Below are 15,722 nucleotides of genomic sequence, written 5' to 3' on the forward strand. Positions count from 1 at the left end.
CTCCGCTCCTTCAAAACAAGGGAGCAACGGCATGAAGGTGCGGCGTTTTACTCAGCTAAAGTCTTTGAAAGATCGTCTGGTCGAGTTTGCAGCTAATTCCTGCAAGGCTGCCGACGAACTGTCGCCGGGCGCTCGCAGGGACGAAGCGTTAAAGCTGGCTCGTCAGGCGGACGCAGCCGCCCATATTGATGCGTGGGTGAATTCGTCGGGGTTGCAGACGCCAAAGTAAATGTCGGGTCAGTGGCGCATCGCACGAGGGCGTCGGATCGCAAAGCCATCATCCGGGATGGGCGAGCTTGATAGCCAAAAGTAGCCAACGCACAGGCTGTGCCGAGAGTCCGTGCACGGATGGATCTTGCCACCAAGCATTCCAGTATCGGCCGCGGTTTTTGGATCGGGGATGTGATGAAAGCAGGAATGTGATGAAAGACGGTCTCGAACGAGATCAAAAAAAGAGCCATCCGCTTTCGAGAATGGCTTGAAGGCGAAGCTGGAAATCTTTCAGCCCTGTGTACTGCCGTTACCTTGTTTGCAGCCATACGTCACAAAGATGATCCATGTTGCAGTGATTCGGCTGTAACCCGATTAACGCAGCGTTCTTTTCCCGCAAGCCTTCATGTGCATCAGCCATATCAGCCGCGCCGCGCTTGTCAGGTTGCTGTTGTCGAGCGTGCGCAGCCTAGTCGCCGATGCCCCGCCACGCCATTCAGAACGTGACGGGAACAGGCAGCCGCTCGCAAAAAGAACCGCGTTAATGGGATCGCGTCCGGCCTCATCCGATGAGGGGCGCAAGAGGAACGGCCAAGCCTTCCGCCTGTTGATAAACCGAGCAGTTCGGGAGGAACACGATGCCTTACGCACTATTCGATCGCGACAGACGCATCGGCAAATCGGCGTCGACGGAACTGGACGTCTGGAAGGAAGCGCTGCGGGCGGGCCGTATTTCAGATCTTCCGGTCGCCGACGAGGAGGGCGGTCAGGTTTTGCCGCGCGGCCTCCATGTGAAGCGGGTGGACGAGGATTTTGCGCCGCGGCCGGAGTGGAATCTCCCGGTCGAAATTTCATGAAGCCGTTGCACGAATGGGCCGGAGCGCGGCGATAGTGTCGTCGGCGACCCCGCGGTCTGACGGGTTTCCCGAGCTTTTCCCTCGGCCGGCAACCAACCCGTGCAAAATTTCGGACCAACGGTGAGCTGCGGAGCGGCTTCCGGTGGCAGACCGCAGCCGACGCGCGACCGCTGGCGATTGAGCCGATGCAAAAGGTGGTCGCACGCACGAGACGCCGTCCATCCGGTCGCACGCATGTCGAAGCAAACGGCGATGGGTGCTCGCCTTGCGGCGGTGCGACGCGGTCTGGCCGTCCGGAGAAATATGTCTTGCGTTACAGCATAATATGGGTTTCTTTCGAGCAAGATACCTTCACGGAGAACAAAAATGACGGCTCCATCATCAAAGGGTGTGGCCGAAGACGATCTGCGTCTGGTTGCACTCTCGCTCATTTCTGAGGCGCCTCGTCATGGTTACGAGGTCATCCAAACGATCGAGAAAATGACGGCCGACTGGTTCTTACCCAGCCCCAACGTCGTGCACCCGATGCTGGCGAGTCTCGTGGAAGAGCACTGTCTGACCGCATCTGCCGATCCCCCGCGGCTTTTCACCATCACCGACGAAGGCCGCGCCTCTCTCGAGCAGAACCGCGATCGCGCCGATGCCGTCCTCGGCCGACTGAATGCGCTCGGCGAACGCGTCACCCGCTGGCGCAACGCCCTTGGAATGGCGGAAAGGTTGAAGGACGCCGACGCTGACGCCACGGAAGGCCTGCTGGATGTCCTCGCCCGCGCGTCTATGCAGAGAAAATAAACCCTGCGCGAGATGACACGCTCGCGGTTGCCATCAACCTCTCCGCTCCGGGATGAAACCGGCAGCGGAGATAGATGGTGCTGCGGCTTGTGGAACGGGGCGCGGTAACGCGAGCCTGCTTCGGTCGCTGAAAATGGCCCCGCTCGATCTTATGGAACGCCGATCAACTCTGCGCCTGGCGTCGTGGCGGCCGCCAGCGAGATTTTCAGTGGGCGGGCCGCGTCGCCGATCGAAATAAGGCCACGGCAATGATCGGAGACGCCGCGAAACTAGAGCCTTTTCGTTTCTGATGGAATCGGAATCGGACTCTATGATTTTGATTTGACGCGTTTTTTCCAGAAAACAGGTGCCCATCCCCGGGTCAAGCCCGAGGACATGCTTCGCTCGAAAACGCTGTAGTGGGCCGGCTTTCGGCGTCGCCGGAGACCGGGAAGGCGGCTTGCTGTATCTGTGCGTAACGGGCAGGCGGGCTCCGAAGATCGGTGCCCGACGATGGATGTGAACCGCGAGAGTGCTCCGTGCCTCAACGGAAACATCTCGATGATCCGTCCTTGCCGGGCTTGACCCGCAACATCCCATCGTCTTCGGAAGAAAATGGATGCGCGGGGCATAGCGGTCGAAAGCGAGTTCGTTCTTCGACGGCTATGCCCGCCCATGGCGCCGAAGCACGGACTTGAGTCCGTGCAATCAGCAACCGCCCTCGAGCATTTTCCGGCCAAGTGGAATCCGGTTAGCCATAAGAAGATGCTCTCGATCAATAACTTGCGCGTATTCTGACCGCAAAACCGGTATCCACTTTTGCGGAATACGCGCTAATCCTTCTGCAGAGGCTAATCCTTCTGCAGAGTATGAGTGAAGTACCACAGCGTGCCGTTGAGTACCATCGCACCCAGGATATTGCCGATGGTGACCGGAATCTGATTCCAGACCCACCACTCGTAGATGCTGACGTTGGCGCCGGAGAGAATAGCGGTCGGGAACAGCCACATGTTGACCACGGTGTGCTCGAAGCCCAGTGCAAAGAACATCCCGATGGGGATCCACATCAGCACCACCCGGCCCACGGTGCTGCGCGTGGCCTTGGACATGACGGACCCCAGGCTCACCAGCCAGTTACAAAGGACGCCCTTGCCAATGGCGGCGCACCAGCCAATGACGCCGTAATGGATATAGGTCACCTTCGCCTCAGCGGTCTGGGCGATGACTTTGAGCATGCCGTCCGGCGGGACGGCCCCACCCTTGGTCAATGAGAACCACAGCAGCCAGCCGAAGAATATTCCTCCGATCAGATTGCCTCCCAGAGTCCAGGCCCAGTTGCGAATCAACTGGAGCGGCGTGATCGTGCCGGCGTACATACCGATGGGCATCGTCGCAAAGCTGCCGGTCGCCATCTCCAGGCCGAGGAAGCTCAGCGTGACGTAGCCGGCCGGAAAGACAAGTCCGGCCACGGCGAGCGGTATGCCAGCGGCGACCATGGCAAATACCACACAGGCTCCGTAGGCCAGAAAGGGCGTGCATAGAAAGCCGCGAATGAGGAGATGGATGGTGCCGAATTTGGCTTTCTTGGCGGCATCCGCGGCTATCGCCGCTCCCATCTCCGACGGCGGTACCGTTTCGATTACAACGCCGGCATTCGCATAATCAGCCATTGCGCGTTCCCCCAAATTTTGATTTTTCCGGTCACCGCCGTTTAGGCAGCACCGCTACCGCGAAAACGCATATCAGATATCTGCATATCGTGCAACGCGTCCTGATCCGCGCGCACGAGATTTCGCACGCGGGCTTGACAGGCGCGTGGGGGGTGGGGGGGGGCAGCGATCGCGCGGGCCGCAGCGCGATGCACGCGGCCGATCAGATCGCGAGCGACGCCGCAAAGCGCGTCGCTGCCGATCTTTCGCTTGTCCGGATGGGCGGGCCGATTAATCCGCCAAGGTCTCAATCTGCTCGTTGAACCAGTCCAGATCTTTCTTCCAGCCGGCATTGTCTGGCGCGCGCCTGACGACGCGCTCCATGGCGGCTTGTCCCTGCCGCAGCGCAGCCAGCGCATTGTTGTGGTCATTGGATCGACGATACATCTCGGCCAGATGCCCCTGGCTCACGGCAACGCTGCGCTGCAAGTCGACGTTGCCGGGGTCGGCGAGCGACAGCCGCTCGCTGATCGCGATCCCCTCGTTAAAGGCTTTCACCGCCTCGGCCTGATCGCCCAGCCCTTCCAGCACTTCGCCGATACGATCGTAGGATACCGTAAGATCGCGCTGCCAGGCGACGTTGGCGGGGTCGCTTTGCGCCAGTCGCTCCCTGATCGCAAGGGCGTTGCGGAAGGCTTTCAGCGCTTCGGCCTGATTGCCCTGCGATTCCAGCACGTCGCCGATACAATCGTGTGACACCGACAGACTGCGCTGCCAGCCGGAGTTGCCGGGGTCGTTGCGCGCCAGCCGCTCTCTGATCGCAAGGGCGTTGCGGAAGGCTTTCAGCGCCTCGGCCTGATTGCCTTGTGCCACCAGCACGTCGCCGACCTTCTCGTGAGACACCGACAGATCGCGCTGCCAGCCGGCGTTGCCCGGGTTGGCCTGCGCCAGTCGCTCGGCAATTGCGAGCTGGTCCTGGAAGGCCTTCAGCGCCTCGCCCAGATTCTCCTGAGCCATCAGCACGTCGCCGATACGATCGTTGGACACCGCCAGGCCGCGTTGCCAGTCAACATTATCGGGGTCGGCGTGTGCCAGCCGCTGTCTGAGCGTCAGCGCTTCATGGAAGGATTTCAACGCTTCGGGCAGACTGCTCTGCGCCACATGCACGTCGCCGACCTTGGAGTGGGACACCGACAGATCGCGCTGCCAACCGACGTGGTCGGGCTCGGCGCGCGCCAACTGCTCGGCGATCGCGAGTCCTGTACGGAAGGCTGTCAACGCGTCGGGCAGCTTGCCCTGCGTCACCAACACGTCGCCGATACGATCATATGAGAGCGACAGACTGCGCTGCCAGCCGGTGTTGTCGGGATGAGCCTTCGCCAGCCGCTCCTTGATCTTGAGCCCGTCGCGCAAGGCCTCCAGCGCCTCGGGCAGCTTGCCCTGCGCCATCAGCACGTCGCCGATGCGATCGTAGGACAGCGTCCGGTCGCGCTGCCACTCGTTGTCATCGGTGTCGGCGGCGCGCGCCAGCTGCTCGATGATATCGAGCTGGTTGCGGAAGGCTTCCAGCGCCTCGGGCAGCTTGTCCTGCGCCATCAGCGCTTCGCCGATCTTCTCGTGCGACAGCGACAGACCGACCCGCAGCTCTGTATTGTCAGGGTCGGCGTTCGCCAGCCGCTCGGCGGCCGCGAGCTGGCTGCGGAAGGCTTCCAGCGCCTCGGGCAGCTTGCCCTGCACCGCCAGCACGTCTCCGATCTTCTCGTGCGACAGCGACAGATCGCGCTGCCGCCCGGCGTTTCCGGGATCGGCGCTCGCCAGCCGCTCCCTGATCGCGAGCCCGTCGCGGAAGGATTTCAGCGCGTCGGGCAGCTTGCCCTGCGCCACCAGCACGTCGCCGACACGATCGCGTGCGACCGATAGATTGCGCTGCCAGCCGGCGTTGTCGGGATCGGTGCGAAGCAGCTGCTCGAACGCGCTTTCGATCGCATTCAAGACGGTCATGCGGGCATCGGGCGACACGTGCCGTTCGGCCGCGTCGTCGAGATTGAAGAGGAAACGCTCGGCCGCGAGTGCGCGGACAGCGTTGTCGGGGTTGTCAAGCAAACGGCAAATCTCTTGCGCCGCGCTCGCCGGAGTGCCTGTCGCCGGCGAAATCATGGCGTCGGCGAGCGCACGCGTGGCGCCTTGCAGCCCCGCCTCGCTCAACGATGAATCGCCATAGTACTGCCCTGCACGGGTGTCGTCCTTGCTCGCCAGAAGGTGGACCATGGTTTCAGTCGCGCGCAGCAGGTCGTCCGGCGCCAGGGTCAAAAGATGATCGGCGATCAACAGGTGCAGTTGGGGATTCGAGATGCGCAGCGCCGCGAGGCGTGAGCGGGCGGCGGCCTGCGCCTGGGCGTGATTGAAATTCCACTGCGCAAGATCGCCATGCTGGTGAATCTGACCGCGGAACAGGCGGCGCAGCGCGGCGAAACGCTGTTCGTCCCAGGGTTCGCCGCTGACCTGCGGCAGCAACTGACGAAAATCGCTCTCTCGCCATCCCGTCCGGCTCGCGGAAATGAGACCGATAAAGGCCGACGTAACGGCGGGGCCCAACAGTTCGGCCGCGCTGTCGAACGTTGCGTGATAGAGGCGTAAAATGTCCGTCGACATGGCGCCGACAGTGTCGAGCATCAAACTCGCGACGCGTTCCTCCGGAGGGCCGACATATTCGCGCTGCATGTCGGCAAAATCATCGCTGTCGAGCAGCTCCAGTTCCTCGAGGGCGAGCACCAGCCACAACGGATTGCCCGACGCCGGCGCGCCCGCATGCTTCTTCGCCAGCAGCGCATCGATCACCGAAGGCTCCAACTGGCGGTTATTGCGTTTGCATACGGCATCGATGATGCCACGTGCCTCGGTCGCGTCCAGCGGCGGCAGAGACAACGCTTCCACGCCCGAACGCTCGGCCAGCGCCTTGGAGGCGCCGCCGTCAATGGCGGTTGCGACGAGCCGCGTATTGGTCGGCCACATCCGCGGCAGCCAGGTCGTAAACTTTCCGCGCGGGGTCTTCTTGAACTGGTCGATCGCATCGATCACCATAACCACGCGCCGCTGCGGCGCCATCCGCGTGAGCAGCGAGACGAAAGCCCTCTCGACAATCTCCGGGTCGATATTCGCGGCGAGGTCAACGTTGCCGACGCCGAGCGCGCTGCCGAGTTCGACGATCCAGCGACGCAGCATGGCATCGACCGATGAGGCGCGCGGATTCGCGCCGGCGGCGTGAGCGAGAACGAAAGCGTCGGTCCCCTTCATGCGGTGGAGAAGTTCGCCGAACAGCGCGCTCTTGCCCGAACCCGGATCGCCGGTAATGCAGATGCCCCACGACGTGGCCTCTTTCGTGGGCGAGAGATTTTCTTTCGCGGGGGAGAGACAGAGGTCGGTGACGCGCGCAATGATCGACTGCCTGCCAACGAAGTCGCGGGCGCGATCATTGGCAAAGGCTTCGAGCGCGTTGCGCTCCGCCTGCATGTCCTCGATCGTGCTACTAACGGATACCGGACGCGATTGCGACATCGTGGGAACCTCACTGAACAACTGATTTTATAGCATCGTCATGGAATTGGACAAATCCGGAAGCTTCGTCGCGACATCAACCAGGAAACGTTCAGGTCGAATCCACGCTGACGCGCCGCACCGCCGGCACGCAAGTCTCCATTGGCGACCTCGTGAAAGGCCTCCGCGTGGTCGCATTCGAACGACCGCTTGGAGCGTGTGTCGTGCAAAGGTGGCGTCTGCCAGCGGGTGTTCAAGTCCCAACCGGCGACGCTCCAGCCCGAAGCAACCGGAGCCATCATGGAAGTAGCGAAGTGACTGACGCCTCTGGTTAGAGTGCCACGAAACGGCGACAGCGCCGATGTGCATGCCGTAGCGCGGGTGAGAACCGACCAAGCCTTGTACGAGCTTTCCAAGTCAAGCACTATTTCACGGCATTCTTCATTCTCTTGAATCCTTGGTTTTCGGTTCGACCTGAAAACCCCTTACCTCACTCCGACCACATGGTGGCGAACTGGTGTGAGGTGGTGTCAAGGGCCGCGGCCACTTGGTGAATCCTATGCTCCATCGCTTAGGAACCGGCACTGGACCGGGCCTGAACAGGTCGGCAGGCTCGTGGAACGTCCCGAGAACACGCCCTCTGTACGGGCTTGAAACCACTGCGTCAACGTGCGGCCGGTCCGATAAACGGGAAAGCGTCGAGGCAAGAGGGGCTTACCTGATGCAGCCCGCGCCCGCGGAAGGGGCGGCCCGATAAACCGCTCGTTTCCGAATGATCGGGCAGTCTGTCATCGCAACAGGGGCCGGAACCGTTCGGGTATTAAACTTCCCGTCCCCTCGTTATCGCCGCGTCGAGCAGTTTCGTCGCGTTTTCGACAGCCTGCCTGAAGACTTCGGCCTCTTCCTCCAACGACATTCCGGTCATTGTGGAGTTCTTCAAATCGCGGATGCAGTCGTCGCGGAGCCTCATAAGAGAAGTATCGTCAAGGAGGTACCCGCTGAGGACATACCGTATGAGCTGGGCTGTAAAATTCTCGAACACAAGCGTGATCATACCCGCCTGGGCTGCGCTGCGAGTTGCATTCTGCAGGATATGCTTGTCATCCATTGCGTCGCTTCATCTGTTTTACGTCGGAGATAGAGGAGCTTGCTGTGTGGTGGTGCCTTTCGGAGCCATGGACGCAAGCTCCTGGCGGTGAGAAAGGGGCAAGGCCGACAGCGTGACGTCCTTCGCGTCTGTCGAAGGCGCGATGCGTCGGGTCGAGACTAGCCTTTTCCGGCTCATCCAGCCAACAGCTTTTTGCAGATCCGCCAACCGCTCTCGCGAGACCGCAGGCGAACGGAAGGCCGAGCGGTTTACGACAAGCCTGGTTGGTTACCTGCCGGTCATCGGCCGCCTCATGCCCGCGCGGACGGCAGTCCGGGCTCGCACCGATCGCGCGCCCGGCGTTCGATCGCGTTCCGGCACCAGGCCGTCATTGCCTCGATGTCGGGCTTCAGACGCGTAGCGGAATCTCCGGCGAACGCCAGGAAGTCCCCAAGATTTTGCGTGGAAACGCCGATGATCAGCGGGATTTCGCCAATCACGGCCTCGGCAATGACCGCTCGCAGTCCCCGGCCTTGCGCTTCTTCCCTGCCGAACTTGTTGATGACCAGCAGATCGACATGTTCGAGCACCGCACGTTCGATCCAGGCGTCGATGCGCGCGAAAGCGTCCTGGTCGAGGCGGCAACCCCTTGCTTCGTTGCCACGGTCGAACGAGATCTTGACCTCGTCACCGCCCAACAGATCCTTGACATACATATCGCATCGCCGCCGCCCTTCACGATGCGGATTTGACTGGACGACGCCACCGAGCTTGTAACCGGAGGCGGCGAGAGCGGCTGCGCATTGAGCTATGAGAGCATCCCTGACGAGACCGTCATCATAAGCCACGACCCCGATCAGACTCAGGCCGAGGTCCGTATACTCGGCGGAAATTTGGGGAGCAGGGCGCCGCTCCATCGTTTCCTCGTCTGCGTCAGCCATGTCTTGAATCAACCATGCTTGAATCAGCCATGTCTTAAAGTCAGCCAATCTTGAACCAGCCATGATCTTGAATCGGCCAAGCCTTGATCGCTGCTCGGGGATGTCTGTCTGCGGTGGCGTTCATTCTCCGGCGCGCCGTATCCAGCGCAGAGAAAGCCGCAGATGTGTTATTCAGCGGTGCCACGGTCCATTCCGCAGCACCCACTGCCTCATTCTGCGGCCGGCAGGCCACAAAAAGGCACATGCCAAGAGAGTGAAACCGACCTAAAGCGGCATGTCAAGTGCGCCCATTTCAGAGCGATGCAAGGTTTTGGCGAGCCATTGCGTAGGTGCAGGGCGCCGAATCCGGCTTGCCGAGCTGACGGCGGAATGGGAGTTTGCCGGAGCGTTTGCCACCGCCAGCAAACCGGGAGTTTTTGTGAAAACCGCCATCACCGAACTGTTCGGCATCCAGCATCCGATCGTCCAGGGCGGTATGCATTACGTGGGCTTCGCGGAGCTGGCTTCCGCGGTCTCGAATGCGGGCGGTCTTGGCATCATCACCGGATTGACCCAGAAGACACCGGACCTGCTGGCGAAGGAGATCGCGCGCTGTCGCGGCATGACCGACAAGCCGTTCGGCGTGAACCTGACGTTTCTACCCGCGTTCACCACGCCGCCTTATCCCGAATATATTCAGGCGATCGTGGAAGGCGGCATCGGAATCGTCGAGACGGCGGGCCGCAACCCGGAGCAGTACATGCCCGCGCTCAAGGCCGCCGGCATCACGGTGATCCACAAATGCACTTCGGTGCGGCACGCGCTGAAAGCGGAACAGATCGGTTGCGATGCGGTTAGCGTCGACGGCTTCGAGTGCGGCGGTCATCCCGGCGAGGACGACATCCCCAACATGATCCTGCTCCCGCGCGCCGCCGATGAACTCAAGATTCCGTTCGTGGCCTCCGGCGGCATGGCGGATGCGCGCAGCCTCGTCGCAGCGCTGGCGCTTGGCGCGTCAGGCATGAACATGGGCACGCGCTTCATCGCGACGAAGGAGGCGCCGGTGCATGACAACGTGAAGGAGGCGCTGGTCGGCGCTTCCGAACGCGACACCCGGCTGATCATGCGCGCGCTGCGCAACACCGAGCGCGTGCTCAACAACCGCAAGGTCGAAAGGCTGATGGAGATCGAACGGGAAAAAGGCGAGAGTCTCAAGATCGGCGACATCATCGAGGAGGTCGCCGGCGTCTATCCCAAGGTGATGATCGACGGCGACATGGATGCCGGCGCCTGGAGCTGCGGTATGACGGTGGGTCTGATCCACGACGTGCCGAGCTGCAAGGAGCTGATCGACCGCATCATGGTCGATGCCGAGCGCATCATCCGCCGGCGCCTGACCGGCCTGCTCGACGGCAAGGCGGCGTAGAGCGAATTGCGGAAATGAAATCGTCGGGTGGTCGCGGCGCTTTCAAAAAGCGTCAGCCGTCGCGGCCGATATGCTTGTGGCGAATGCGGCGCACGACCGACCAGATCGACAGCGCCGCGACCGGAATAAAGGCCGCGGTCAGATAACCCGGCTCGATCGGGACCGCCCCGGACTCGTGGAGCGCCTTGGCGACATAGCCGAACAGGCTGACCACATAATAGGTGATGGCCGCGACCGACAGCCCCTCGACCGTGGTCTGCAGCCGGAGCTGCATCCGCGTGCGGGCGTTCATCGATTTCAGCAGTTCCTGATTCTGCTGTTCGAGTTCGACGTCGACCCGCGTGCGCAGCAGGTTCGCTGCGCGCGACAGCTTGAACGACAGGCTCTCCTGACGCGCCTCGGTGGTCACGCAGGTCCGCATCGCCGGCGCCATTCGCCGCGCCAGGAACGACGTCCACGTCGGCAGCCCGGACACCTTGCGTTCGCCGATGGTCGCCAGCCGCTGCTGCACGATCTCGTAATAAGCGCGGCTGGCGCCGAAGCGGAATACGCTCGCAGCCGCGCCAGCCTCGACCTCGGCCGCGAGCGCCGTCAGTTCGTCGAGCAGGTGGCGGTTGTCTGCGAGATTGCCGTTGTTGCGCATCTTGTCGGTCACTTCCGCGAGCCGCTGCTCGACGGCGCTGATCGAAGGCGAGAGCCGCTGCGCTTCCGGCAAGCCGAGCAAAGCCAAAGTGCGATAGGTCTCGATCTCGATCACGCGTTGCGCCAGCGCGCCGGCGCGATCCGGATTGAGTTTGCGGTCGACTATCAGAATTCGCACGAAGCCGGATGGATCGGGCTGGAAGTCGGTGGCGTAGATCGCCGCACCGTCGCTGTTTTCGGCAAGCGCGAGACTGTTGCGATCGAACAGCCGCTCCGGCGGTTGGACGGCGGGCCCGTCGGCGAGCACGTGCATATCGATGGCGACAATAAGCGGACCGGGTTGCGGCACGAGCTGCATCGGGGCAGCGAGCGCCGCGGCTGCCGGATGAAACGGAATTCCGTTAGGTTGGGAGGGCAGCTCCCAGGTATAGGTCGTGAATTCGGAATGCTGCTCCCATCGCAGCACGGTCGTACCCAACGTGACGCGATAGTGCCGCTCGGCAAAGGTCGGCACCGGCAGGCCGCGCGCCGAACAGAATGCGGCGAGATTGGCGCGGTCGGCCTGGGCGCGTTCTCCGGCCGTCTCGAACGCGAAATGCAGGATGCGGGCTGGAACGGACAGCGCCGTGAAGGGACGGGCATGCAGCTCACCCAGGATCGCGGTCCGCAGCGGATGCGGCGTCAGCCGGGCGGCCTCTCCGTCCCCAATCGAGACTTCCGCGGTCATGCGATCCTCTCCGGCGGTGTGTTGCCTTGTTGTCGTGGCTTGTAGCGACGTGGCGATGACGTGCAAACGACAGGACATCGCGCGACGCTCCTGATAGGCCGATAACGATTGTCGATCAACGGCGGTACGGGAGCAGGCGGGCGACGTCGCCTTCAATAATGCGGCGGCGGCTCGTTGGTGGGGCCGGGCCGGTTGGCTTCGGCCTCCCGCATGCGCTCGCCAAGTTCGGCGACCTGCCGCGTCAGCGCGTCGATCTGCTTCCATTGCGCGGTGACGGCCTGGTTCAGGGTCTCGATGGTCTCCTCCTGATAGGTCAGGCGCATCTCCAGCGCATCGATGCGATCCGCGAAAGTCTTGTCAGTCATCGCCGGGCGCTCCGTCCATGAGCCGGCCCGCGCGTCTGGATTCCGTCAACCCGTGACCGAGCGCGATCCGGTCGTCGAACACAAAACATTCGCCGCGCCAGCAGCTTTCGCTCTCGGGAATGCCTTCGAGGTATTTCAGGATGCCGCCCTTGAGGTGATAGACCTCCTTGAAGCCGCGCGACAACAGATAGGAGCTGGCCTTTTCGCAGCGAATCCCGCCGGTGCAGAACATTGCGATCCTGCGATGCCTGTCCGGATCGAGCTTTTGCGCGACGAAATCCTTGAACTCGCCGAACCGCGCGAGTTGCGGATCGACGGCGCCTTCGAAGGTGCCCATCGCCACCTCGAAGGCATTGCGGGTATCGATGAGAAGCGTGTCGGGCGCGGCGATCAGGCCGTTCCAGTCCTTCGGTTCGACATAGATGCCGACCGCGCGGGTCGGATCGGTTGCGGGATCGCCGAGCGTCACGATCTCCTTCTTGAGCCGGACCTTCAGCCGCGCGAACGGCATCACGGATGCCTGCGAGAATTTCAGCTCGAGATTGTCGAGCCGTCCGGAGAACAGCGTGCCGGTTTGCAACTCCGCGGCCAGCGCGTCGATGGCGTCCGGCATTCCGGCGACGGTGCCGTTGATGCCTTCTCCGGCGAGCAGGATCGTGCCCTTGACGGAAAGCCCGACGCAAAGCGCGCGCAGCGGCTCGCGCACCTCGCGAAAATCCGGCAGCGGTGCAAATTGGTACAGAGCGGCGACCTTGAGCATGGCGAGGGTTTATCAGTCCGCGCCGCGTCGCGAAACCCATGTATCGATCACGGGTCGATGTCGTTTTTTCCGTCGCCGGCTTCCGCGTGCGGAGCGGTTCATCCCATGCATTGCGGCAAGCGGTCGTTGCATACGATCGTCCAGGTTTCCACAAAAGACAGCCTGAGCGCGGCTATGGGGATGTCCTTTGCCGCACAAAAAAAGACCGGCCCCCGCAAGGGCCGGTCCGTTATGTTAAAACGCACCGTTCGGTCGAGATCAAAGCTTCTTGTTGACCGCGTCTGCCGCCTTGTCCGCAGCGTCCTTGGCGGCTTCCTTGGCGTCGCCAAGCGCCTTTTGGCCTTTGCCCTTCATTTCCTGCATAGCGCCTTCGCTCTGAAGTTTCTCCGAACCGGTCGCTTCACCGATACCCTGTTTGGCCTTGCCGATCACTTCGTTGGCGGCGCCCTTGATCTTGTCTGTGGTGGAACCCATAAGTCGTCTCCTTTGCGTTGAGCCCAGACAACGCGTCGAGCCTTGAAGCGTTCCTGCGACGGCAAAGGAGTGATCCGGAATCTGGTTCAAGAAAGTTCCCGGGAGGAAAAGTCATGAGCGGTTGCAAGGAGCAATCCGCTCATGATGGATTTGATACTGGTTCGCGTCCTCGACGCGCGGTGGCAAATTCGCTCCACTAAATTAGGCGGCTCTGACCGTTGCGAGGAACTTTTCGACCTCCAGCTTGAGGCGATCGGTATTGCCGGCCAGAGTCTTTGCCGCTGCCAGGGCTTGTGTAGAGGCGCCACCGGTTTCGGACGCTCCGTTGCTGACCTCGATAATATTGGAGGAAACTTCCGAGGTTCCGGCCGCTGCCTGCTGAACGTTGCGGGATATTTCCTGAGTTGCAGACGCTTGCTCTTCGACTGCCGAGGCGATCGTCGCGGAGATCTCCGCAATCCTGCCGATGACAACGCCGATTTCTTTCACGTTAACGACGGAGTCATCCGTCGCCGCCTGGATGTTCGTGATCTGCTGGCCGATTTCGGCGGTCGCCTTGGCGGTCTGCTCGGCCAGAGCCTTCACCTCGGACGCCACGACGGCGAAGCCGCGGCCGGCCTCGCCGGCGCGAGCGGCCTCGATGGTTGCGTTGAGCGCCAGGAGGTTCGTCTGGCTGGCAATCGTGTTGATGAGTTCAACCACGTCTCCGATCTTGGTGGATGCCTGCGACAGCGAAGTGATCCGCTGGTCGGCGCTATGCGCCTTTTGCGCCGCGTCGCTCGCGATCCTCGACGCTTCCTGGACCTGCCGGCTGATTTCGGTGACGGACGCGGCCATCTCCTCGCTGGCCGAGGCCACGGACTGAACATTGACCGTTGCTTCCTCGGAGGCCGCGGCCACAGCGGATGAAAGCTGATGGGTCTGTTCGGCTGTCCGGGTCAGCGAGGTCGCCGAGCCTTCGAGTTGGGTTGCTGCCGAGGATACCGTCTGGATCACTTCGCCGACCGCCGCCTCGAAACTGTCGGCTAGCCTGTGCATGTCCGCCTTGCGCTGTTGGGCGGCAAGTTGATCCTGCTGCATCTTGGCTTCCGCTTCGTCGCGCGCTTTCTGCTCGGCCTTGACTTTGAAGGTCTCGACCGCACGCGCCATGTCGCCCATCTCGTCCTTGCGGTCGAGTCCAGGCAGGACCACGGCAAAATTGCCTTTCGCGAGTTCACCCATCGCTCCGGTCAGCGCAGACAGCGGTCGCAGGATCCGCGAGAACGCAATCCAGAAGCTGATCAGCGCGAGAGCGATACAGCCGAGCAATATCAATCCGGCAATGAGCAGTTTGGACGTGCTGTTTGCGGCTTCGTTTGTAGCTTCTTGATCGGCCGCTTCACCGACCGCATCGGCCAGCCGAAGGATCGAATTGATCGCGGTGGTCGCCCGCGCAACATAGTCGTTGCCGCTGATCGTGTACTCACCCGTCTCGGCTGTCGCGAACACGCCGTCGCGTGTCTGGCCATAGGTCTGGAAATAGTCCTTCTCGACGCCCGAGATCGCATCCGTGACTTTTTTCGGCAAGTCGGTGCGCATCCGCAGCGGTGAGATCGTTTCCCATGCCAACTCTACATTTCCGCGGAAACGAGCGATGGTCCGGAAGCTGCTCGTGGAGATCTTGGCGCGGGAGCCGACGATCCCTCCGACCAACGCACGTTCTCTCCCGGCGTTCTCGGCCATCTGCGCAGTCAAATTACGTACGCTGACCAATTGCGTCAGAGCCGCGGTAGGCGGACGGGTCAGCGTTTCCAATGTCAGTCGCAGCCTGTTGCCGGAGACGTCGATCAGCTTGGTGATTGCCGGTGAGAAGCCCTCGACGACCTCCGGGCTCCGTTCCGATCCCCGTTTGGGAAGATTCTCATCGAGCCTCGTGCGAAAACCGACGAACGACTGGAACGTGCTCTCGGCCTCCGAAAGTTGCGTCTGTGCGGATTTCATCGCCGGAATCCCGTGCAACAGTTGAGCGGCCTCCGAAAATGCGCGATCGGCGGTTTGCCGAGTGTTGACGATCTGGGGACGGAGTTCGGTAGGCAGGGCATCGGGCGACTTCAGCGGCGCGTTCGTGAGCCCGCGCTCGACCGCCCATTGCCCGGCGCTTCGTAACAGCAACTGCGAGATATGGTTCACTTCGAGAAATGCTTCGGATTTCTGTCGCAGTTCGTACGCTTGGTACGCCGCCATTCCGGCGGCAAGGGCGCCTATCAGGACGAGCGCGGAGATGATAGCAGGCAGAGTAACGCTGATCTTCGCCTTCATTT

At 62.0% G+C, this 15,722-nt stretch carries 13 protein-coding genes; 4 read left to right on the forward strand and 9 right to left on the reverse strand.

All coding sequences use genetic code 11. The features are described 5' to 3' along the window. The first annotated feature begins 31 nt into the window (after positions 1-31). The 3 genes from NHAM_RS05440 to NHAM_RS05450 all read left to right on the forward strand — a co-directional run bounded on the left by NHAM_RS05440 (position 32) and on the right by NHAM_RS05450 (position 1,859). The gene (locus NHAM_RS05440; RefSeq protein ID WP_041357734.1) at positions 32-229 is read left to right on the forward strand and encodes a hypothetical protein; all 198 of its coding nucleotides are present in this window, start codon (positions 32-34) and stop codon (positions 227-229) included. Between the two features lie 619 nt (positions 230-848). Beyond that, positions 849-1,067, forward strand: a complete 219-nt coding sequence (locus NHAM_RS05445) for a hypothetical protein (protein WP_011509613.1) — start codon at positions 849-851, stop codon at positions 1,065-1,067. Between the two features lie 390 nt (positions 1,068-1,457). Further along, a complete protein-coding gene (locus NHAM_RS05450; protein WP_245270015.1) occupies positions 1,458-1,859 on the forward strand; it encodes a PadR family transcriptional regulator in 402 nt (133 codons plus the stop codon). An 830-nt stretch (positions 1,860-2,689) separates the two neighbouring features. Here the strand turns inward: NHAM_RS05450 and NHAM_RS05460 are convergent. The 4 genes from NHAM_RS05460 to NHAM_RS05475 all read right to left on the reverse strand — a co-directional run bounded on the left by NHAM_RS05460 (position 2,690) and on the right by NHAM_RS05475 (position 9,049). After that, positions 2,690-3,508: a formate/nitrite transporter family protein gene (locus tag NHAM_RS05460; protein ID WP_011509615.1), complete on the reverse strand. Its 819-nt coding sequence runs from the start codon at positions 3,506-3,508 to the stop codon at positions 2,690-2,692. 270 nt (positions 3,509-3,778) lie between these two features. Continuing rightward, positions 3,779-7,042: a tetratricopeptide repeat protein gene (locus NHAM_RS05465; RefSeq protein WP_011509616.1), complete on the reverse strand. Its 3,264-nt coding sequence runs from the start codon at positions 7,040-7,042 to the stop codon at positions 3,779-3,781. A gap of 799 nt (positions 7,043-7,841) precedes the next feature. Next, on the reverse strand, positions 7,842-8,129 hold the full coding sequence (locus NHAM_RS05470) for a hypothetical protein (protein ID WP_011509617.1): 288 nt from the start codon (positions 8,127-8,129) through the stop codon (positions 7,842-7,844). Between the two features lie 290 nt (positions 8,130-8,419). After that, the gene (locus tag NHAM_RS05475; protein ID WP_049769297.1) at positions 8,420-9,049 is read right to left on the reverse strand and encodes a DUF2478 domain-containing protein; all 630 of its coding nucleotides are present in this window, start codon (positions 9,047-9,049) and stop codon (positions 8,420-8,422) included. 418 nt (positions 9,050-9,467) lie between these two features. Between NHAM_RS05475 and NHAM_RS05480 the strand changes: the two genes are divergently transcribed. Then, positions 9,468-10,454, forward strand: a complete 987-nt coding sequence (locus NHAM_RS05480) for an NAD(P)H-dependent flavin oxidoreductase (protein WP_011509619.1) — start codon at positions 9,468-9,470, stop codon at positions 10,452-10,454. A gap of 52 nt (positions 10,455-10,506) precedes the next feature. Here the strand turns inward: NHAM_RS05480 and NHAM_RS05485 are convergent, their stop codons facing one another. From NHAM_RS05485 to NHAM_RS05505, 5 genes are all read right to left on the reverse strand, one after another. Then, positions 10,507-11,823, reverse strand: coding sequence for a DUF3422 family protein (locus NHAM_RS05485; protein WP_041357737.1), 1,317 nt, complete (start codon positions 11,821-11,823; stop codon positions 10,507-10,509). Between the two features lie 152 nt (positions 11,824-11,975). After that, positions 11,976-12,188, reverse strand: coding sequence for a SlyX family protein (locus NHAM_RS05490; protein ID WP_011509621.1), 213 nt, complete (start codon positions 12,186-12,188; stop codon positions 11,976-11,978). After that, positions 12,181-12,948 carry a rhodanese-related sulfurtransferase gene (locus NHAM_RS05495; RefSeq protein ID WP_011509622.1) on the reverse strand — a complete coding sequence of 256 codons (768 nt, stop codon included), beginning with the start codon at positions 12,946-12,948 and terminating at the stop codon, positions 12,181-12,183. The genes NHAM_RS05490 and NHAM_RS05495 overlap by 8 nt, the downstream gene beginning before the upstream one ends. Before the next feature lie 258 nt (positions 12,949-13,206). Then, on the reverse strand, positions 13,207-13,422 hold the full coding sequence (locus NHAM_RS05500; RefSeq protein WP_011509623.1) for a CsbD family protein: 216 nt from the start codon (positions 13,420-13,422) through the stop codon (positions 13,207-13,209). Between the two features lie 201 nt (positions 13,423-13,623). Further along, the gene (locus tag NHAM_RS05505) at positions 13,624-15,720 is read right to left on the reverse strand and encodes a methyl-accepting chemotaxis protein (protein ID WP_011509624.1); all 2,097 of its coding nucleotides are present in this window, start codon (positions 15,718-15,720) and stop codon (positions 13,624-13,626) included. Between the last annotated feature and the right edge of the window lie 2 nt (positions 15,721-15,722).

The organism is Nitrobacter hamburgensis X14, from assembly GCF_000013885.1.
In the GTDB taxonomy this organism is placed as follows: Bacteria; Pseudomonadota; Alphaproteobacteria; order Rhizobiales; family Xanthobacteraceae; genus Nitrobacter; species Nitrobacter hamburgensis.

Excerpts from the sequence above, each read along its gene's own strand:
- NHAM_RS05440 (WP_041357734.1), top strand. The coding sequence starts at position 32 with ATGAAGGTGCGGCGTTTTACTCAGCTAAAGTCTTTGAAAGATCGTCTG.
- NHAM_RS05445 (WP_011509613.1), top strand. The coding sequence starts at position 849 with ATGCCTTACGCACTATTCGATCGCGACAGACGCATCGGCAAATCGGCG.
- NHAM_RS05460 (WP_011509615.1), bottom strand. The coding sequence starts at position 3,508 with ATGGCTGATTATGCGAATGCCGGCGTTGTAATCGAAACGGTACCGCCG.
- NHAM_RS05465 (WP_011509616.1), bottom strand. The coding sequence starts at position 7,042 with ATGTCGCAATCGCGTCCGGTATCCGTTAGTAGCACGATCGAGGACATG.
- NHAM_RS05470 (WP_011509617.1), bottom strand. The coding sequence starts at position 8,129 with ATGGATGACAAGCATATCCTGCAGAATGCAACTCGCAGCGCAGCCCAG.
- NHAM_RS05475 (WP_049769297.1), bottom strand. The coding sequence starts at position 9,049 with ATGGCTGACGCAGACGAGGAAACGATGGAGCGGCGCCCTGCTCCCCAA.
- NHAM_RS05485 (WP_041357737.1), bottom strand. The coding sequence starts at position 11,823 with ATGACCGCGGAAGTCTCGATTGGGGACGGAGAGGCCGCCCGGCTGACG.
- NHAM_RS05490 (WP_011509621.1), bottom strand. The coding sequence starts at position 12,188 with ATGACTGACAAGACTTTCGCGGATCGCATCGATGCGCTGGAGATGCGC.
- NHAM_RS05495 (WP_011509622.1), bottom strand. The coding sequence starts at position 12,948 with ATGCTCAAGGTCGCCGCTCTGTACCAATTTGCACCGCTGCCGGATTTT.
- NHAM_RS05500 (WP_011509623.1), bottom strand. The coding sequence starts at position 13,422 with ATGGGTTCCACCACAGACAAGATCAAGGGCGCCGCCAACGAAGTGATC.
- NHAM_RS05505 (WP_011509624.1), bottom strand. The coding sequence starts at position 15,720 with ATGAAGGCGAAGATCAGCGTTACTCTGCCTGCTATCATCTCCGCGCTC.